The organism is Butyrivibrio sp. TB (assembly GCF_900110805.1).
GTDB classification, from domain to species: domain Bacteria; phylum Bacillota; class Clostridia; order Lachnospirales; family Lachnospiraceae; genus Butyrivibrio; species Butyrivibrio fibrisolvens_C.
In genome coordinates this window covers 35,378-55,077 of record NZ_FOER01000020.1, presented here as the reverse complement: position 1 = coordinate 55,077, position 19,700 = coordinate 35,378, and the positions used below count along the sequence as shown (strand labels likewise).

22 protein-coding genes are annotated in these 19,700 nt (G+C 40.2%); 17 read left to right on the top strand and 5 right to left on the bottom strand.

The features are described from left to right. Positions 1–30 precede the first annotated feature (30 nt). The 3 genes from BMX21_RS13450 (at position 31) to BMX21_RS13440 (ending at position 2,795) form a co-directional block, all read left to right on the top strand. Positions 31–993 carry an ABC transporter ATP-binding protein gene (locus BMX21_RS13450; RefSeq protein ID WP_092045231.1) on the top strand — a complete coding sequence of 321 codons (963 nt, stop codon included), beginning with the start codon at positions 31–33 and terminating at the stop codon, positions 991–993. Between the two features lie 132 nt (positions 994–1,125). Next, positions 1,126–1,878 carry an ABC transporter permease gene (locus tag BMX21_RS13445; RefSeq protein ID WP_177174043.1) on the top strand — a complete coding sequence of 251 codons (753 nt, stop codon included), beginning with the start codon at positions 1,126–1,128 and terminating at the stop codon, positions 1,876–1,878. A 116-nt stretch (positions 1,879–1,994) separates the two neighbouring features. Next, a complete protein-coding gene (locus tag BMX21_RS13440) occupies positions 1,995–2,795 on the top strand; it encodes an ABC transporter permease (protein WP_177174042.1) in 801 nt (266 codons plus the stop codon). A gap of 27 nt (positions 2,796–2,822) precedes the next feature. Here the strand turns inward: BMX21_RS13440 and BMX21_RS13435 are convergent, their stop codons facing one another. Next, positions 2,823–4,190 carry a CapA family protein gene (locus BMX21_RS13435; RefSeq protein WP_092045223.1) on the bottom strand — a complete coding sequence of 456 codons (1,368 nt, stop codon included), beginning with the start codon at positions 4,188–4,190 and terminating at the stop codon, positions 2,823–2,825. Between the two features lie 283 nt (positions 4,191–4,473). Between BMX21_RS13435 and BMX21_RS13430 the strand changes: the two genes are divergently transcribed. The 4 genes from BMX21_RS13430 to BMX21_RS13415 all read left to right on the top strand — a co-directional run bounded on the left by BMX21_RS13430 (position 4,474) and on the right by BMX21_RS13415 (position 7,194). Beyond that, a complete protein-coding gene (locus tag BMX21_RS13430; RefSeq protein WP_092045221.1) occupies positions 4,474–4,917 on the top strand; it encodes a LytTR family DNA-binding domain-containing protein in 444 nt (147 codons plus the stop codon). Next, positions 4,914–5,381: a DUF3021 family protein gene (locus tag BMX21_RS13425; RefSeq protein ID WP_092045219.1), complete on the top strand. Its 468-nt coding sequence runs from the start codon at positions 4,914–4,916 to the stop codon at positions 5,379–5,381. Before BMX21_RS13430 ends, BMX21_RS13425 begins: the two co-directional genes overlap by 4 nt. Positions 5,382–5,498: 117 nt before the next feature. Further along, a complete protein-coding gene (locus BMX21_RS13420) occupies positions 5,499–6,200 on the top strand; it encodes an ABC transporter ATP-binding protein (RefSeq protein ID WP_092045217.1) in 702 nt (233 codons plus the stop codon). Between the two features lie 202 nt (positions 6,201–6,402). Further along, complete coding sequence (locus tag BMX21_RS13415) at positions 6,403–7,194, top strand: ABC transporter permease subunit (RefSeq protein ID WP_092045216.1); 792 nt, start codon at positions 6,403–6,405, stop codon at positions 7,192–7,194. A 61-nt stretch (positions 7,195–7,255) separates the two neighbouring features. On the opposite strand, the gene BMX21_RS13410 is transcribed toward BMX21_RS13415, so the two are convergent. Both BMX21_RS13410 and BMX21_RS13405 read right to left on the bottom strand, forming a co-directional pair. After that, positions 7,256–7,843, bottom strand: a complete 588-nt coding sequence (locus BMX21_RS13410) for a 4Fe-4S binding protein (RefSeq protein WP_092045214.1) — start codon at positions 7,841–7,843, stop codon at positions 7,256–7,258. A gap of 64 nt (positions 7,844–7,907) precedes the next feature. Continuing rightward, a complete protein-coding gene (locus tag BMX21_RS13405; protein ID WP_092045212.1) occupies positions 7,908–8,111 on the bottom strand; it encodes a 4Fe-4S binding protein in 204 nt (67 codons plus the stop codon). 255 nt (positions 8,112–8,366) lie between these two features. Between BMX21_RS13405 and BMX21_RS19955 the strand changes: the two genes are divergently transcribed. The 3 genes from BMX21_RS19955 to BMX21_RS13390 all read left to right on the top strand — a co-directional run bounded on the left by BMX21_RS19955 (position 8,367) and on the right by BMX21_RS13390 (position 10,732). Next, on the top strand, positions 8,367–8,876 hold the full coding sequence (locus BMX21_RS19955; RefSeq protein WP_330390229.1) for a winged helix-turn-helix transcriptional regulator: 510 nt from the start codon (positions 8,367–8,369) through the stop codon (positions 8,874–8,876). Positions 8,877–9,081: 205 nt separating this feature from the next. Beyond that, entirely contained in the window at positions 9,082–9,456 is a 375-nt protein-coding gene (locus BMX21_RS13395; protein ID WP_022753421.1) for a C-GCAxxG-C-C family protein, read from the top strand. A gap of 184 nt (positions 9,457–9,640) precedes the next feature. Next, positions 9,641–10,732, top strand: a complete 1,092-nt coding sequence (locus BMX21_RS13390) for a hypothetical protein (RefSeq protein ID WP_022758369.1) — start codon at positions 9,641–9,643, stop codon at positions 10,730–10,732. A 553-nt stretch (positions 10,733–11,285) separates the two neighbouring features. Here BMX21_RS13390 and BMX21_RS13385 read toward each other — a convergent pair. Beyond that, complete coding sequence (locus BMX21_RS13385) at positions 11,286–11,975, bottom strand: 2-phosphosulfolactate phosphatase (RefSeq protein ID WP_092045210.1); 690 nt, start codon at positions 11,973–11,975, stop codon at positions 11,286–11,288. Positions 11,976–12,355: 380 nt separating this feature from the next. On the opposite strand from BMX21_RS13385, the gene BMX21_RS13380 reads away from it, so the two are divergent. The 4 genes from BMX21_RS13380 (at position 12,356) to BMX21_RS13365 (ending at position 15,718) form a co-directional block, all read left to right on the top strand. Next, positions 12,356–13,510 (top strand): glycosyl hydrolase family 8, encoded by a 1,155-nt coding sequence (locus tag BMX21_RS13380; protein ID WP_022758377.1) that lies wholly within the window; start codon positions 12,356–12,358, stop codon positions 13,508–13,510. A 432-nt stretch (positions 13,511–13,942) separates the two neighbouring features. Beyond that, positions 13,943–14,758, top strand: coding sequence for a helix-turn-helix domain-containing protein (locus BMX21_RS13375; protein WP_092045208.1), 816 nt, complete (start codon positions 13,943–13,945; stop codon positions 14,756–14,758). A gap of 285 nt (positions 14,759–15,043) precedes the next feature. Then, positions 15,044–15,316 carry a helix-turn-helix domain-containing protein gene (locus BMX21_RS13370; protein ID WP_051199482.1) on the top strand — a complete coding sequence of 91 codons (273 nt, stop codon included), beginning with the start codon at positions 15,044–15,046 and terminating at the stop codon, positions 15,314–15,316. Between the two features lie 114 nt (positions 15,317–15,430). Beyond that, complete coding sequence (locus BMX21_RS13365; protein ID WP_092045206.1) at positions 15,431–15,718, top strand: helix-turn-helix domain-containing protein; 288 nt, start codon at positions 15,431–15,433, stop codon at positions 15,716–15,718. Between the two features lie 65 nt (positions 15,719–15,783). On the opposite strand, the gene BMX21_RS13360 is transcribed toward BMX21_RS13365, so the two are convergent. Beyond that, positions 15,784–16,551, bottom strand: coding sequence for a hypothetical protein (locus BMX21_RS13360; RefSeq protein ID WP_092045204.1), 768 nt, complete (start codon positions 16,549–16,551; stop codon positions 15,784–15,786). 274 nt (positions 16,552–16,825) lie between these two features. On the opposite strand from BMX21_RS13360, the gene BMX21_RS13355 reads away from it, so the two are divergent. The 3 genes from BMX21_RS13355 to BMX21_RS13345 all read left to right on the top strand — a co-directional run bounded on the left by BMX21_RS13355 (position 16,826) and on the right by BMX21_RS13345 (position 19,639). Continuing rightward, on the top strand, positions 16,826–17,863 hold the full coding sequence (locus BMX21_RS13355; RefSeq protein ID WP_092045202.1) for a hypothetical protein: 1,038 nt from the start codon (positions 16,826–16,828) through the stop codon (positions 17,861–17,863). A 33-nt stretch (positions 17,864–17,896) separates the two neighbouring features. After that, complete coding sequence (locus BMX21_RS13350; protein WP_177174041.1) at positions 17,897–18,460, top strand: PD-(D/E)XK nuclease family transposase; 564 nt, start codon at positions 17,897–17,899, stop codon at positions 18,458–18,460. A 342-nt stretch (positions 18,461–18,802) separates the two neighbouring features. After that, positions 18,803–19,639 carry a CPBP family intramembrane glutamic endopeptidase gene (locus tag BMX21_RS13345; RefSeq protein ID WP_092045198.1) on the top strand — a complete coding sequence of 279 codons (837 nt, stop codon included), beginning with the start codon at positions 18,803–18,805 and terminating at the stop codon, positions 19,637–19,639. Positions 19,640–19,700 lie beyond the last annotated feature (61 nt).

Here is a 19,700-nt window from a genome sequence, read left to right as displayed (position 1 = left end):
GCCCCCTGGGGACGAGTTAAAGGAGTGATAATGAGCTTTATTGAAGTAGATAACTTACAGAAAGATTTTATAGTAAAAAAGAAACGTGAAAAAGGTAAACTTTTAAGAGAAAAAGAAATCGTGAACGCTCTCAAAGGCGTTTCTTTTTCTGTGGATAAAGGGGAACTTGTAGGATACATAGGTCCTAACGGAGCCGGTAAGTCAACTACAGTCAAGATTCTCTCCGGAATCCTGACACCGGATGGCGGCCAGGTATCGGTCGGCGGTATCGTTCCCTGGAAAGAGAGAAAAAAGCATGTCAAGAACATCGGCGTAGTCTTCGGTCAGCGAAGTCAGCTCTGGTGGGATGTCCCCATAATAGACAGTTACTCGCTTCTTAAAGATATCTACAGGATCCCGCAGGGAGATTATGAATCAAGGTTAAAAGAGCTAAGTAGCGCCCTGCAGCTTGAAGAGCTTATGAGGACGCCATTAAGACTCCTTAGCCTAGGGCAGAGAATGCGAGCAGAGCTGTGCGGATCACTTCTTCATAGACCGGAGCTGCTTTTTCTTGATGAGCCAACCATAGGCCTTGATGCAGTCAGTAAGCTGGCTCTAAGAGACTTCTTAAAATGGGAAAATAAGCAGTATGGCACCACCATCATGCTCACAACCCATGATATGGAAGATATCGAGGCGCTTTGCTCCAGGGTTATGGTCCTTGGTCATGGCAAGAAGCTTTTTGATGGTAAACTTCAGGAACTTCTTGAGCACTATGATACAGTCCGCAGAGTAAATGTTAAGTACGATGGTCATGTTGACTTGAAATTCCCGGAGGGAGTAACCCTTGGTGATACAGGAGAAGGAATAGAACTTATCTACAATCCATCAGAGCTTCCTACAGCAAAACTTCTGGAAACATTGCAGAAAGCGGGAAATGTTGCTGAGCTTACACTAAAGCCTGAGACCACGGATCATATGATCGCCGCTATGTACAAGGAACTGGACTTATAAGTATCAGGCCAAAAATATCATGATTTTATGACAATGTAGATAAATTCATAGACAGGTACTTAGATAACAACTGACTATATATGATTAGAGGTGTATATGCCATATTTTACCGTGTTCAAAATGAGGCTTCGGATGGAGCTTCAATATAGAGGAGCCATGATTGGAGGGATAGCCTGTCAGATGTTCTTTGGCCTTATACTGGTGGCCCTGTACAGAGCACTTTATGAAGGAAGTCCCCAGTCGTTGCCAATAGAAAGCGTAGCAACATATGTCTGGCTTCAGCAGGCTTTTTTCCGTATGATGCTGGCATCTGACACAGAGCTTGTGGATAAAATAAGGTCAGGAGATATAGCTTATGATATGTGCAGGCCTGTAGATATGTACGGATTCTACTATGCAAGGATCATGGCGCAGAAGCTCATGGGTAGCCTCATGCGAGCTGTGCCTATGCTGGTGGTAGCGTTCCTTCTGCCAAAAGGATGGGGTATTAGTCTGCCGGCATCAGTGCCGGGACTTTTGGCTACTATACCGGCTCTTTTGTTGGGAATGTTATGTGTCTGCGCTCTTGAAAATATCACTGTGGCTTTTACCATGAAAACCCTTGACCCAAGAGGAATGCAGGGACTGCTTAATCTTTTGATGATGACACTTTCAGGGAATCTGTTCCCGCTTACTCTTTTCCCGGAGAGCTGGCAGAAAGTTATAACATTCCTTCCGTATGCCCAGCTTCTTGATGCGCCTATAAGGCTATATACAGGAGGGTATCCGCCCCATGAGGCATTATGGATCTATGGACTTCAGGCTTTCTGGGTTGTGATACTGATAGCGCTTGGCACATGGATGTGGAATGCTAACAAAAAAAGAATGATAGTTCAGGGCGGTTAAAGGTAAGCATAGCGTACGATATTTTGGCCCCGGCCTTACCGATCAGGTGACGTATGTTTGGCAAGTGCGAAGTTTGAGTAACTTATTATGTAACTAACCAGATGGAAGGAAGATACATGAATACGATACATTTATACATAAAATCAATAGGAATGCTCCTTAAGAGTCATCTGCAGTACCCAAGTTCTTTTATTATGCAGACCCTTGCCCAGCTCGTTATGGAGGGCGGAGAGATGATGGTAGTCATCCTCATAGTTGACAGATTCGAAAGCCTTAAGGGCTGGAGCGGTGGGAATCTGTATTTCTTCTTCGGGATAATGTCTGTATCTTTCTATCTTACAGAGATGTTCGGAAGAGGGATCACCGGAGACTTCCCATCTATGGTCAGAACAGGGCGGCTGGATACTTTCCTGGTAAGACCAAGAGGAGTGCTGACCCAGGTTCTGTGCGGAGGGACAGACCCAAGACGTATCACCTGTATAGCAGTTGGCGTAGCGGCACTTATCATGGGCAGCAGACTCTCAGACATAATCTGGACACCCCTTAAGGCTCTTGCATTGGCAGAATCCATAGCCATGAGCTGCCTTCTGATACTGGGACTTTTTATGATAGAAGCTATCTTTTGTATATTTAGTGTAAAATCAGTAGAGCTGGTCAATGCCATCACTTACGGAGGCCGAAGCGCCTGCCAATACCCGATCGATGTATATCCGCTGCCGCTTAGAGCTCTTTTTACAGTAATAGCACCATTTGCTCTTACAATGCATGTTCCGGCATCCTATATATTGGACAAGCCGCTATATGGCTGGCCTATGTGGACAGCTTTTGTTACTCCGCTTTCGGGAGTATTAGTATTTGGCGTGATGACAGCAATGTTTCATCTTGGCATGAGACATTACAGATCTACAGGAAGCTGATTAATAGAAAAAAATCTTATTTGCATATCAGTATGCAGTATCTAATGACATATCGCAGGACTCTCCCCAGACCTCCTCAACAAGAGCATTGCAATTGTCCAAAGTAAAGGATGAGTCCTGTTTTGATATCTTGTTCAAAAGAGCAAGTTCCTCGGTATATAAAGCCAGAGGATATACAGTCACGCCGTTTGTTTCAGGCTCAAGATGACATACGGTAGGGATGACATCATAGCTTTCTATATATACTTTTCCTTCGATATCTTTAGTAATAGTAACATTGGGGATGCCTCCAACAACTCTGTTAAGAACACCCTTGCCGCTTCCGGAAGTCCAGCTTACGAAGTTGCCTATAGAGTAGTAGCAGAGCATCTGCCTGCCATCTTCTTCGTAGAACTCTATATCCTCGATAACATGAGGATGAGTACCTATCACAAGATCAGCCCCGTGCTCCATAAAGAGCCTGCTCCAGTATTCCTGATTGGAAGTGTGGTGTAGCACATATTCCGTCCCCCAGTGAGGACATACTATGGTAAAATCAGCTATCGTCTCAGCAAGGTCAAGGTCTGCGATAACTCTGTCTTCGTCAAGCGTCTCAACGCAGTATGGCATACTCTTGGGGATCGGGATACCATTAGTTCCGTAAGTGTAGTTAAGAATCGCTATATTTATATCATTGACATTCACCACAGTAATCCCCGCAGAATCTTCTTCATTATCATATATTCCTAATGTTATGATCTCAGGATGGAAGGTATGCCAGTAGTTGAGCGTATTGATGATGCCTGTTGTCCCCTTATCAAGAGCATGATTGGTCGCATGGCATACTATGTCAAAACCTGAATCAGCCAGTGCATCTGCTATAGGATAGGGAGCATTGAAGCAAGGATATCCGGATATACCAAGCTCTTCACCGCCTATGATGACCTCTTGATTGACAAGGGCAAGATCAGCGCTACTTATGATATCTTTGGTATTTGCAAAAAGAGATGAGAAATCATAACTGCCATCTTCCTGCCTGCAGGTATCTTCGATAGGCATATGAAGGAGGATATCGCCTACCATCCTGATGGTCACATGCTTATAAAGACTCTCTGCAAGAGCCGCGGTATCTATATCAGTTATAGGAAGATTGTCAGTAATAGTAGATATGTGATCAGATCTTATAAGACGTCCGGAAGAAGTAGTGCCTTCAGGAAGTTTATCATAGGCAGAAGATGAGCTGGCTGCACCTTTCTTATTCCCTTTAACAGAATCAGACAGAGCAGGATTTGAAGGATTAATGTACGCAGTTTCAGGATCTATGCGGGCGCTGTTGTAGCTGCACGACATACATAGAAGAGACCAAGTAATGATCATAAGACTTGAAGAGATCTTCCTGACATCTATCTTGCCCATATCAACCTCACTCTCACCTTGACTGACCGCTTGGGGAGCAGTATCCCTATGAAGCCTTCGAGGATACTGCACTGTTCAAGTGTGAAGTCTGCAAATAATATATCATATACAATATAACGATAACAATAACGCGCGGCTCAGTCAACAGTATACACACATTAACGTAAAAACGAATATAATTACATAAACATATCTGCTATAATATTTTCAACAGTTAAAGTTCTAGTCATATATTCTTGTATTTCGCATTCAAGAATAAATCATCTCATGATAAGATAATCTTATGAAGACAGATATAATGCAGATCACAGAGGGTGAGGAATACGTCCGTATACGTTATAAGGATCTTACCCCATCTATAAAAAGAATAATAGGCATCCTTGAAGGGACAGAAGATAAACTTTGGGGCAAGACAGATACAGGTACAGTCAGCATCAGACGAAAGGATCTTTTGTACCTTGAATCTGTTGACGATAAGCTTTTTGCCTATACAGGGGACAAAGTCCTTAGGATAGACGGAAGCCTTAACTCATTTATGGAGGATTTTGATGACGGCACCTTTTTTAGGTGCAGTAAGTCCATGGTCATCAATGTCGGCAGGGTCAAAGCCTTAAAGAGCCTCTCATCCAACAGGATCGATGCCACTATGGAAGGCGGAGAGCATATCATCATATCCAGAAGATATGCTTCAGAATTCAGAAGACTTTTAAAAGGAGGCAGAGGATGAAAAAAGAAGGAAAGCCTACTTTGTGGGAACTGTATCTTACCAAAGAGATCGGGATTGAATTCAAGGCATGTTTGTACTTTTTTGCATTCCTATTCTATTATTGTGTGTACAGGATCATAAACGGAGTATACGATGCCAGTATCCTGCATATGACCGAACTTATACTCATATGTTATGTCATAGGATATGTACAGGTATATCTGCTGTGGAATTTTGATGAATCGGACAAACTGGGAGTAAGGGAAGTTATAGGGATAGTTATATGTACGGCTGTCTACTGCGTATCATCATGGCTATGCGACTGGTTTTCAAGAGATCTATTAGTGACGCTTTTATTCGCAGCATATATCCTTCTTGTATATTTCTGTGTATATCTGATATATAAATACAAGCGCATCATCGATGATAAAAAACTCAATGAAGATCTGAAAATTTTTCAGGCCCATCACAAAAAAAGTGAATGATAAAGGCAAAAAAGTGCACCTTACGGGAACATGTATTGTTCCTGTTTTTTTTATCTGTTATGAATAAGATATAGATAAGGCGTCATGAAAGAATAATGAAGTAAATCGGAGGATCATATGAAAGAAATTGCAAAAGGTCAAAAAGTAATAGAGATAAGCAATCTCACTAAAAGCTATGGAAAGCAAAGGGGCGTTATAGACGTATCTCTAAGCGTAGAGAAAGGGGATATATTCGGATTCATAGGACCAAATGGTGCCGGCAAGTCCACAACTATAAGGTCCATGCTTGGATTCTTAAAATTCAGTCAGGGTAGTATCAGGATACTGGGCATGGACAGCGTTAAGGATCATGAGGATATCTTAAAAGAAGTTGGCTACATGCCTTCGGAAGCATGGTTCTATGACTCCATGAAGGTCAGAGACGTAATAAAATATGCAGCTGATATAAGAGGACTTAACTGCAGCAACGAAGCTGATAAGATCTGCGAAAAGTTAAAGCTTGACACTAATAAGAGGATCAAGCAGCTGTCTCTTGGTAATAGAAAGAAAGTCAGTATAGTATGTGCCATGCAGCATAAGCCAAGTCTTTTCATCTTCGATGAGCCAACAGGTGGCCTGGATCCTCTTATTCAGAAGAACTTCTTCGAACTGATACATGAATATGTGGATAATGGTGCGACATGCCTTCTGTCAACACATGTGCTGTCAGAAGTTGATAAGTACTGCACCAAAGCTGCTATCATGAGAGAGGGAAGGCTTACGATGCTGGATACGCCGCATATTGATGATGAGACTTTTTTGAGTTTCTATGAAGATTAAAAAGAATGTCGGAAAGAAAAACTGAAAAGATCAAAAAAGAAAATCAAAAAGACCAATAAGAAGATCAAATAGATAATCCAAAAGACTAAAAAACAAGAATAAAAGATAAAATGAAAAGAATACTAAAAGAAAACTGATAACAGAATAGCATACATTTTTGAATCTTTGATTCAAAAATGTATAGAAAATGTGAGGTACAAACATGAAAGCGGTTTTGAAAAGGGAATTACTTTTGAATATAAAGAGCATGCTGATATGGAGCCTGTCTGTTGGTATTTTGGGACTTACCTGTATACTTTTGTACAGTTCCATGGAAGGCGAGATGAAAGATATGGCAGATGCTTTCTCTAATATGGGAGCCTTCTCGGATGCTTTTGGCATGAGCACACTTAGTATTGCATCGCTAAAAGGCTATTTTGCCACAGAGATAGGAGCAGTTCATGGCCTTGGAAGTGGCATGTTCGCTGCGATCATCGCTATCAATATCATATCCAGGGAAGAGGATGGACATACAGGAGAGTTCATCTTCTCAATGCCCCTGTCAAGAACCAAAGTCCTTACAGCCAAGGCTATATGCGTGTTTATAATGCTTATAGTATTCACTATAGTATGTACAGCCTGCTATGTTGTAGGATTTAACATACTTGGTGAAGAGATGCCCATGGATCAGTTCATGACTTTTATGTGCAGGCAGTTTGTTATGAATCTGGAAGTTGCCGGTATCTGTTTTGGCCTGTCATCTCTTGCAGGTAAGAACAGGATGGGACTTGGCCTTGGACTTGCACTTTTATTCTACGCATATGACGTAATGGGAAGAGTAATACCTGATCTTAAGGATTATCTCTTCGTAGGACCATATTCTTATGCCAATGCAGCAGAAATCTTTACAGGAGAGGATACTCCTGTAAAGGCGCTGATACTGGCAGTTTTGATCCTTGTGATCGGGGTAGCTTTTGGCTTTTATAATTTTAATAGAAGGGATCTTGCGAGCTGACGTATATTTTTTCTATATTTAACTCAGACTACCCACTTGGAAGGTGCAGTAGTTTGAGTATTTAATCCTTGCCTTTGAGTTTGCAGATCCCCTGAGTCATGGTTCCCATAGGGCAGAAGGTACACCAGGTCCTTGGCCTGTAGAGGATCATGACGATAAGGCCTATCAGGGTTGAAGTCAGCATGAGACTGTAGAACCCATACGAGAACTGAGTGATCCACGCAGGGACACCGGTAACAGTATAGGCCCAGTTCCAAGGAAGCTTGAAAGTCCAGAACAGTTTAACAACTGTGCGCAGCGTAGCACTTCCTGCAAACACAAGATAGGTCTGATATACCATATTTCCAAACATTGTCAGGAAAAAGATAAGAAAACCATATCTGAATACTTTGCCATACATCCAGGAGGGAGCGACCTTCCTGGATTTAAATTTGAAAATTTTTGGAAGCGTTGCAAAGAGCCTGCCTCGTCCGCAGTATCTGTTACAAAAAGCTTTGCCGCCTCCCAAAGATGCAATGATGATAGGAACTACAAAATCTATCATGCCAAGCCATGCGAATAATATGTTAAAAAAGCCAAGTGAAAAATATATGATTGGCCATATCCAAAGGTAATCGTACCATTTCTTTTTCTTTTGCTTTTGCTTCATAAAAACCTCATTTCTATAATTCTAAGTAATAATCCCAAAAGAACTCTTTAGGCCTTGTCTTGGATCATACCGACCCCCTGTCATTTACTGTGATGCATCCGGCAGGGCATATTCCGGCGCATCTGCCGCAGCCGACGCATATGGAAGGGTCAACTTTCATGAAGCAGCCACTCTCGGAACTAATGGCTGACATGGGGCACTCCTGGGAGCATGCTCCGCAGCAGACGCATATATCTTTGTTAATACTTGCAACTTTCTTTGAATTCATGGTTTTTCCTCATTTAATAAAATAGATTCTCGCCAGAGTTAAATGACTCAGACTTCTCACTTGGTGATGTTATACCGTCCAAGTGAGAAGTCTGAGTTATAAAGTTTCAACTTGCGTATCGCAGGAGATAATGTTAGTATATGTGGTACAAAAAATATATCAAGTACGCAGAATATACATACGTGGTATTAAAAAACTGAGTGACGTGTGTTCCGCCAAGTTGAACCATTAGTCACTCGTGACATGAGGTTATTTATGAAAGGAAAAAATAAAGAAGAATCAATAGTAAAAGAAAAAATGAATAATACAAAAGAGAATGCAAAGTCGAAAAAATCGGCGGCAAAAAAGCATGTAAATTCGAAAGATGCAATTGAAAACGAATCATCTAAATCAAAAAAGGCAGCAGCAAAAGCTGATTCAGCCAAAGATCACGAACCACTCTGCGAAGATCTGGCGGGTAGGAATTGCGGTCTCAAGAAAGTGCTGGACATCATAGGTGGCAAGTGGAAGATAATGATCCTCTGCGTTATAGATAAGGAAGGCACCGTTAGATATGGAGATCTTAGCAGGAGAGTGTTCGGCATCACCAATACAATGCTGGCCAATTCACTTAAAGAGATGGAAGCAGACGGACTTGTTGAGAGGAAGCAGTACATGGAGATGCCTGTCCGGGTAGAATATTCACTTACTCAGAAAGCGGAGAGCATCATCCCGATCCTACTTCAGCTCAAAAGATGGGGTGAAGAGAATCTTCCCGATGATTAAGAAGAAAGCAAGTAGACATATATAACAGAAAAGTAATAAGAATCATAAGACTGGGAAAATAATAGATAAGACTGACGAAAAAGTGATTCTATAAAACCGAATTCATCGAAGGCAGCTTCATTGAAGGCATACTAAAAAATATATAATAAAGAAATATAAAAAATATATTATTGATATATTTGGTAATAAAGGAGAAAAACGAACTATGGAAAGAAAAGAACTTGCAGTAGAACTTAAACACAATGGACACAATTGTGCACAGGCAGTATTGTGCGCATTTGAAGATGAACTTCAGATGTCCAAAGACGACCTTAAGAAGATGGGCGCAGCCTTTGGCGTAGGAATGGGATGTATGGAAGGAACCTGCGGTGCTCTGTGCGCAGCTCAGATGGTCATGGGACTTAAGAAGTATGAAGGTGCACCTGTACTAAGAGATGCAGCCGGAATATTGAAAGAGTTCGAGAATAAGTGCGGCGCCACCATCTGCAAAGATCTAAAAGGCAGAGACACTGGCGTAGTCATCTGCGAATGTGATGACTGCGTAAGACATGCGGTAGAAGTTGTAGAAGGTCAGATGTGATAAATATTAAATTAAGGCAATGTGCATATTTTCCTTTGAAGTTGTGGAAAGTTGTGGAAGAAAAATGAAGTTGTGGAAGGTTGTGGAGAGTTGTGGAAGAAAAATAAAGTTGTGGAGAGTTGTGGAAGGTTGTGGAAGAATGAGCTATAATTAGATTAGAACTTGTGATTTAAGGAGTATTTGCATGAAATTTGAAGAAATCAAAAATCCATATACGCTTCAATTTAGTTATATACCGCCTCAATTTATAGAGAGATCTATCATAACTAATGAAATAATCAACAACTTCATAAGGGAAGTGCCGACTTTTCGAGGCATGTTCATCACAGGGGTTAGAGGATCCGGCAAAACAGTTCTGATGGGCGATGTGCGCAACAAAATAGGGAAACTGGATGATTGGATAACTATCGATATCAACCCTGAGAGTAACCTTCTGGATTCTCTTGCAAGGGGCCTGTATATTATTCCTGAAATAAAGGCACTTTTTGTAAAAGCAAAGCTCGATTTCTCAGTTCTGGGGATAGGAGTACATATTGAGAATGCTGAGCTGGTGGCATCTAATGAAGAGGATGCTCTCAAGATGATGCTTGGAATTCTAAAGAAGGCTAAAAAGAAAATTCTGGTCACAATAGATGAGATCACATATAGCACTGATGTTGCCCGTTTTTCACATGCTATGTCATCTTATGCAAGTGCTGATTATGATATCTATGTCCTTATGACAGGACTGATTGAGAACATCAAGGCTATAAAGAATCAAAAGTCGCTTACTTTTTTGTATAGAGCCAAAGCCAGAGAATTAGACAATCTGAATATCACAGCTATCTGTGCTGATTATCAGAAAGTTCTCGCCCTTGATAGAGAGACTGCTGAGGCACTGGCTTTTTGTACCAAGGGATATTCACTGGCATTTCAGGCGCTGGGATATCACTACTGGAACGCCCTTTCAAGATATGGCGCAGGCAAGTTCGATATAGATGATGTATATCGGGAGCTTGATATTACGCTTTCTGAACTGTCTTATGAGAAAATATGGGATGAGCTGTCTGAAACAGACAGAAAAGTCTTAGCGGCGATAGATACCATCTGTAAAAAGAATAATACCGATGCTGCAAAGGTTGAAGATATAAGAAAGCATATAGATATGACATCTAATACATTTACCACCTACCGCACCAGACTTATTGATAGCGGAATAGTAGATGGGAAAAAATATGGATCTCTTTCTTTAAAACTTCCGCGATTCGGAGAGTTTATCAGGTTTAATACATATTGATGAGCAGAAGATCGATGTATAGGAAGATGGCCCCTTGCTTCGGCCTCGATGGGATAAGACCATCGGGGAAGCGAAGTGAGGGGCCATTTGGTGTAGTATGGCAAGGGGGCAATTTAGATCCATGATAGTATTATCTCTTTAAAACGCGGAAGACATTCACTATTTCTGTAATTTGGCTTTCACGAGAAATAAATCTATTGGGTTCGATTCCAAAATTAATGCTGAAAGGATTATTATTCATTGCTCCAACTCCTTAGAATGGTGGATTGTAAGATGAGTTTAATAACTTTTAATAACTTTTCTTAAGCTTAATAAGTTTTAATAACTATTTTTAAGTTTAATAAGTTTTAATAACTTTGCCAATTAAAAATGCATTTTTAGCATGGAATAAAAATTGAGCACAATCCAATAATCTATAGTAAGTAATCAGCGCCCATCGTAACCTTGTATTTTGCACTGTCCAATTTCCTGGTAGCAGGTGTATCCGATGGGGCAGTGAAGTGGTGATCCGAAAGGTTTAGTATATTAGTATTTTTGGGACAAAAATCATTGCTTAGAGCTGGATCTTATTAACTGTTAATCTATCGTTTGTTTTTGATACTTTTAATATAAACGGGAATTTATTGATATCTACACACAGAGGATAGTCCTCTTTTGGAAAAACATCCTGCGTATCAGGGTCGAAGAACTTGGATGCGCCGTGATCCTTAAGATGGGCTATCCTTCCTTCTATGTCGAAGTCTTCACCAAGGATCAAGGCTCTTATATATTCTGCGGCAAGGAGATCTTCTTCGGAGCTAACCTTGCCGGCAAGCCCCATAGGACAGATGGAGACGTCTTCCGGGTTCCTGGCCTTAATATACTCAGCTACGGCCTTGGCATTAACAAGGGATCCTGTGATGATCTCGGAGGCATTGACTGCATTGACTATGCCCTGCGTTCCGGCGCTTGTGGTATGGATTATGGTCTTACCTTCAAAGTCGCCTGAAAGGAGCTGGTATGGGGAGTTGCCATAATCGCAGCCTTCCTGCTTCCTGCCTTCGCGCTCTCCAAAGAGAACATAGGACGGGTTTTGCTTTTTGAGTTCCAGAGCATCTTCAAGCTTGCCGATAGGATAGATCCTGGCAGCGCCCTTATCAAAAAGGTAGCACTCCACAGTAAATGCTCTAAATACATCTATGATAACTGTAAGCCCCTTGGCTTTTTTTGCTCCTTCTATAAGTTCTAGTATCTCAATATTCATAATCGCATTTCCTCTTTTCTGTAGAGAATGAATACTTCCCACTTGGTTATAAGATTTATTCACACTAATTTAGTATGTTCGGGACATATTCTAGCACTTGGGCTTTTTGAATTCAAATATAAACGAATCAGCACACTGGCAAGCATTTTTAGCAACAATTAGAAAGAAAAAGACAATATAAAGTAAGACTAATATGGGCATATATGTAAATATGATAATTACTATCATTCATGCGAATAAAGTAAGAAAAAGGTTCGAAAAAGCATGAAAAAGCGCAAAGAGAATTGCAAAGAAAGTACAAAGATAATCACAAAGAAAAGTACAAAATCACAAAGAAAAGCGCGAAAAATTAAATGAAAGAGATGGAGAGTATATAAATTATGGGATCATTCGATAACAAAACCTATAGAAATGTATTCAAAGAGATAGGTAAAACGCAAGAAGAGATAGATGCTAAGATCAAAGAAGCTGTCGATACCTTCTTTTATGATGAAAAAGAAAGAATCTATCATCCTGCAGGCGATGACATGGGATATCTTGTAGATACCGGCAACAACGATGCCAGAACAGAAGGTATGTCCTATGGCATGATGATGTGCGTACAGCTTGATATGAAGGAAGAGTTCGACAGGATCTGGAAGTGGGCTAAGACCTTCATGTACATGGAAGAGGGTGACAATGAGGGATATTTTGCATGGTCATGTCAGCTTGATGGTACCAAGAACGCTTACGGACCTGCGCCGGATGGTGAAGAGTTTTTTGCCATGGCTTTGTTCTTCGCATCACACAGATGGGGAGATGGAGAGGGCATCTACAATTATAGTAAACAGGCCAAGGAAATCCTCAGAGCCTGCCTTCATAAGGGTGAAAATGGCAGAGTAGGCGATCCTATGTGGAACAGAGACAACGGCCAGATCCTCTTCGTACCGGGAAGCCCATATACAGATCCTTCCTATCATCTGCCACATTTCTATGAGCTGTTTGCTCTCTGGGCATATGAAGAGGACAGAGACTTCTTCAAGAAGGCTGCAACAGTTAGTAGGAAATATCTGGTATCTGCCTGTCATCCAGAGACTGGTCTTAATCCTGAATATGGCAACTTCGACGGCACACCTATGGATGAGAAGCTCCCGTGGGGACAGTTTGGTGATTTCTTCAGTGATGCCTACAGGACAGCTGCCAATATAGGTCTTGATGCAGAGTGGTTCGGAGTAGACGAAGGCCAGCTTGGCGTACCTCTTAAGGCTATGAAGTTCTTCGGAACAGACCTTGAAGCAGTAAGATGTGCTTACAAGGTGGACGGAACTCCCCTTGAAAGACCGGTACTTCATCCTGTAGGACTTGTATCCACTATCGCTCAAAGTGCTCTGTCCGTACCTTACAGCGAAGATCCTGATAGCGACTTCGCTGTAGCAGCCAAGTGGGTCAACTGGTTCTGGAATCAGCCACTTAGAAAAGGAGAGCGTAGATACTATGATAACTGCCTGTATCTGTTCGCACTTCTGGCACTTTCAGGCAATTATAGGATATGGTGATGAAGGACTATATTGAAAGCTATATTAGTGTTCAAGATTGAGGATTAGTAAATTCAAGTGAGGCTACTGCATGTTTAGTTTAATATGCAGCAGCCTCATTTCTTTACACTTTTTGAAGATCATCCTGAGTTTTTTGCGAAATATCATATCAGTAACGAAAAGGATGGCTGAGAAGTATAAAATTTTTAGCGGATAAAAAAGGCTTCTGGTATGACAATGATCATATCAGAAGCCTTGATTTTCTTAGAGCAATAAAACTGTTAAAAATAATAAACAGTCTTGCTTGCTATGTTTAGATTGAATAATATTTTTATTATGGTAAAATAGATATAAGTAGCGTAAATACAAGAAAACCGATGACATAACCAGCTACATTTTGATGTATAAAAATATTAAACACATCCTTGGCAAATCTTAGAAATGAGGATTACTATGAACCGAAATAAAAATCATGAACTGGCTGATGTTATCAGACTTGCGAGAGGCGACAGAAGTTTAAGAGACTATGCCGAAGTGGCGGGCGTTAGCTACATGACCATTTATAAAGCGGAGCAGGGCGATTATGTTCCTAGTCCTAAAATAATTAAAAAGTTAACTTCCGGCTCAGCTGATCCGCAGAATGGCGTTACTTACGAAGATATGATGATCACCGCAGAATACCAGGATAGCGAAACACTGACTCAAAAAGCCAGCATATTGGCAGAAAAAATGGTGGAAGAGTCATCTTCAAGACATTCTGACATCATAAATGTTTCAAAGAATTATAAAGGGCTAAAAGACGTTGAATCTACCAGAAGAATGGAACTTCTGGATCAAGAAAGGCGTATAACAGGAATCCTTCTTACATCCATGATGTCTCAAAACATACGTTTTAACAATAATGTGGATCTGGAAGGATATAACGGTTCAAAGGCCCCAAATGTAATCCTTAATATTGAAAAGAGCAAAATAAAACAATGGTGGTTTGATATAAGATGTGTCACAGGAAGCAGCAGTTTCAGACCATTAGATATACAGCTTGCATTGGCTAATGTATTAGAATACAAGACTTCTAAGGAGATAAAAGGCTCTATAGTTGTAAACGACCGGTATGCATATGATTATCTGGCAGGGCGTGCTTATAAGATAGCATACAGAGGTGAATTGTCTGTAATATTAGTTGATTATGACTGCCAAAAAGTGACAGATGAATGCTATCTTGCAAACTATAACGAAGGAGATCATAGCGCAGAAGTATATTTGAGATAAAGGAGTGATGCCGTTTTGAAAGAATAAGGCATTGGAAAATAAAAAGAGAGACGTTCTGCAAAACGTCCCTCTTTGAAATGAATCAGATGCTGCACATCTGACCTGTATGAAGTATTTAACTCTGGCCGAGCTAACTTCATATCCTAAGATATCATTAACGGTTGCTTTATGCAATAACTCTGTATTGTCTTGATTCGTTTCGAATATTTTCCAATCAATTACAAGGGGAATGCCAGATTATTGGACCCCAAAAGGCTATGTTTTAACATTTGAGGAGGACTAACTATGCCTGAAAAGGTTATTAATGCTAAGGCTACATGCGCTAATATTAGGCGTATGTTCGAAGAAAAAGGATATAAGCCAGAAGATATTAGGAAAGAACTTCATCTGGGAACAGTACAGAGCGTGTATAAGTGGTATTCTACAGCAAACGGAAAAGGAAATAGCCTCCCTTCCATGGATAACTTTATAATAATGGCTCAATTACTGGGAGTTACTATAGATGAGTTGATCGTTACAAAAAATATTGAGTTTGAAGAAAGGGAACGCTATAATTGACAATATGGCATATATGCCATACAATTTGGTCAAGAAAACACAGAAAACACCACCGGATGCCATAAAACTGGCAAAACAACGCAGATTAGATTATATAGAAAGGATGGATAAATCATGAGAACCTTTAATGATATGCTTGATGAGCAGTTTAAAAATGAAGAATTCAAAAAAGAATATGAAGCCATTCAGCCTGAGATGGATGTGATCAGAGCTATAGTAGATGCACGAAATTCGCAGAATCTTACGCAGAAAGAGCTAGCTGAACGGACAGGAATCAACCAGGCAGATATAAGTAAAATAGAAAATGGAACTCGAAATCCATCGCTTAATCTCTTGAAAAGATTGGCTGATGGAATGGGCATGGTCCTTAAAATTGAGTTTGTTCCTAAACAAAGAGTATAAATCAATGAAATAATATTCTAGAGGGAGCCCAAATGGCTCCCTTTCATCGTCTAAAGAAGGAAATATCAAACAATCCTATTATACTTATCCCTTTCCGGGTACTTTACATATTCGTAATGGTGCTTGTCATTATAGATAGTCACCCATGGCCTTGAACAATCAACAGCTTCTGCTTTATAGATATAGAAATCATTATAGTCCTTAATTACTATGAAATAGTCCTTGTACTTATAGGTTCTATAATCATTAGTTTGCGTATCATAAAGACGCTCTGCCAATGCATCTACGGATTTGGAATCATTTAATATCTCAATAACTTTTGAAGAGAGTGTATCAATAGCCTTAATAAGAAAGTCAGTGTCATCATCGCCGCTCAAAGAGATGATATTAGTTGGAGATGAAAAAGAAGTGGAATACACCTGAATCAAAATATGTATTACTGATTCGGAATCGGAATCCAAGTCTTCACATCTCTCTTCATAGTCGTCTATGATGCTGAAGACCTTCTTGTACCGCTTGACTTCTAGACTTTTGTTTGCTTCTTCTTTTGCACTTTGATATAGTGGTGTGTTTTTTATATATTTTTCATACTCATCATATATTTGTTTTAGATATTTGTTTTGTTCTGATTTGTCTTCGATTTCATTACTTTTAAGCATTTTTTCTATTAGGTCAGTGGGAATATCTGGGCAGCTTTCAGCAAAAATACTATATATGATCTTATCAAGATTGGATGATTTGTTATAATTTATTGCGATAATTCTTAATCGAGCCATAACAAAACCAAATATAAAACCTTCATAATATGATTCTTCGAAAACTGTTCTAAACACCTTTCTACCTCCTGCTAAATATATGAAAAATGCTACCATGTTTTCAGAGATTAGTCATTCAACTCGCAGTTGAATAAACTGATGCACAGAAATTCGAAAGGTGTTAAATTTGAGTTTGAGAATAGTAAGTATATTATAAAAGCCGCAATCTGGCACACCACTAAGCAATATAGTATAATAACCTCAGAGGGAGCCGCGTGCTCCCTCTTTGCTATTCCGCCAACGAGAATACACTTAATGCGCACCCCTTTCACTCATCGTGAGGTACCAAGCCATGTCAGAAGGAATTCAAGAACCCAATACACCAAATAAATTATCCACCAAGAAATCACTAATCCTATTCGCTATCATATTCTGCCTGGGCCTTCTCGTAATAGAAGCCATAAAGATCAACTACCAGGTAACCAACAAATACGGCAGCTGGGGCCATTACTGGGAGCACGTGCGCCTCAATCGCGAGAAGCCAAAACTGGCCGAAGAGCTTGACGCAGCCAGGGATGCATATAAATATACAGTAGAAAACTCCGTCCTATACATGATCAGAGACGGCGACTATGTAGAATCAGTAACCGCCGAAGTTGTATATGACGACATACGTTCCGCTGAAACTACTGCTGAACGCATAGGATCATGGTGCAATCTTGACAAAGCCTATGTAACAGTCCAATTGGATACAAGTTTTAACAGCATCCCCGATTTAGACAAGTGCAATATGCTCTTAAAGATCCAGGATGAAATAGAGCATAATCTGTCCGAACTGTATTATGGCAGCAGCTATTACCAGATGTTCGAGCAGTACAAATACCAGCCCCGCGATTCAATAGAATACAAAGATCACTATCTATGGATTGAATACACCCAACGTTGCACCTTTACTGCCGGTACAACTGAGTATAGTCCCGACACATATATGTTTAGCGTGATCAAAAACAACAGATATACTATCTATAACTGCAGGGAAAGCCACGGAGAAGTAGTAAAACTCATAAAATATGACACAGGAACTATAGAAGCCGACGGCAGCTGGACATCTGATAGCGAAAAGAAGAAATCTAAGGACACCACAACTACAAATTCTTCTGGCAAAAAAGATACAGACTCCTCCGGCTCGAAAGATACAAACTCATCTGGCAAAAAAGATACGACAGGCAGCAGCTCTGGCAGCTACGATCCATACGACGTGCACGACTACGACTCTGCAGATGACTTCGCTGATGACAAGTATGAAGAATTTTACGATTATGAAGACGAGTACGAGGATGAAGACGAAGCATATGATGCCGCGGAAGATTACTGGTATGATGAGTATTAATTTGATATAGTTCGGAACAATATCGAAGCGAAATTGACATTTGATAACGTGGTTCGAGGATATGATTATATCGAAGTTAAGCCTGTCTATCACATAGGCTTTCTTGACTTTACACTTTTTGAATATCATCCTGAGTTTTTTGCGAAATACCATATCAGCAATGAAAAGGATGGCTATCAGTATACTGACAAGTTTCATCTGTATGTGATAGAATTAAATCACACAGAAATGGCTACAGAAGAAGATAAAAAACACAAAATCGATACTTGGGCCAAACTTTTCAAAGCTACTACATGGGAGGAAATTAAGATGATCACAAGTGCCAACCCATCCATGAATTCAACTGCTGAAGAAATATTTGCCGCTAATTCTGACTTTATGATCGCTGAGCAGTGCCGCGTAAGAGAAGATAATATCATCCACGAAAGAAGAATGAAAGAAGCGTTGGCTGAAAAAGAGAACATAATTGCTGAGCAGGCTGAAGAGATATCAATAAAAGATGACAAAATTGCTGAGCAAGCAAAAGAACTTAAAGAGCAAGCCGAACTAATTGCAATATTACAAAAACAACTGGAAGAAAAAGGCATAAAGGATTAACTGATCAGGCAGGGAAATATCCCTGCCTATTATTCCGAACGAAACCAGCAACAAAACTGTAAAGATGCAGGTGGTAGTCTTACATCCAGAATAGATGCCAAAGTCAAGGAAGCCATTGCTAAGAGTCTGTGGAGGAAAGAGTATATGACTTACCTTGAGAACAATGGACGGATCTGTTTTTTATATTTTGACGGTCGTTAGCAAGAAAACTGTAGCTAAATAGCTGCAGTTTTTTATTGCTCTGAGAGTTACGTTAATAAGACCTGCAAAACTTCCGATAATATCGATAAGAAGCGATATTGCCAGATATAACAAAGTAACAGACATAGTAGGAGAATACCAATGCTAAAAAAGTATATCGATTTTATGAAAAGATCACCACTGATAACTGCTGCGCTCTGTATAGTATACGTGGTTGTGTGTTTTAAAACGGTACATACAGATACAAATTTTCAGTTCTTTATAGTGAGAACCATGCTTTGCGGGGCAGTGTGCTTCTTCCTGTACCAGATATCCGGAGATAAGACACTGACATCCTGTTATGTCTCCACGGGCTATGTAATTAAGAATTCCATAGGTTTTCTTGCGATGTCCCTTATCATGGGCTTGGTACTACTAATCTCAAATATAGAAGAGCAGGTCCCGCTTAAGGATAATCCGGTATTGGGATTTATAGTCATATTTCTTATGTTTATGTCCGTAGGCCTTTTTGAGGAACTGGCTTTCAGGGCAGTTATTAATGATGCCATAATCTATAAGTTCAGGGAAAAGAAATATGTCTTTGTCCTTAGTGCAGTAGTATCTTCGATAGTGTTCGGGGCAGTACATATTGTAGGAGAATTTGATGTAACGTCCCCTATTGCATGGGGGCAGGCTGTAGCCAAAACGTTGGAATCAGGCGTTTTCGGACTGGCTCTTCTTATACTGTATTGGAAGACCAGAAATGTATGGGCCATAGGTGTGACACATGGATTGTTCGACTTTCTGGCAGGCTTTACAGATGGGCTTTTTGTTTCGGTGGGAAAATCAGGTTCATCGTATATCAATACTGGTGAAGATGGAGTACGGATCCTTATCACATACTTTGCAATAGCTGCAATAAATGCGGTCTTGACGTTTATTGTATGGAAGAAGGTTGGGAAGACTATCGATTTTGAGAAGATAAGAAGAGAGTGGTAGGCACTCGATAACGATCATCCTGAGTTTTTTGCGAAATACTATATCAGCAATGAAAAGGATG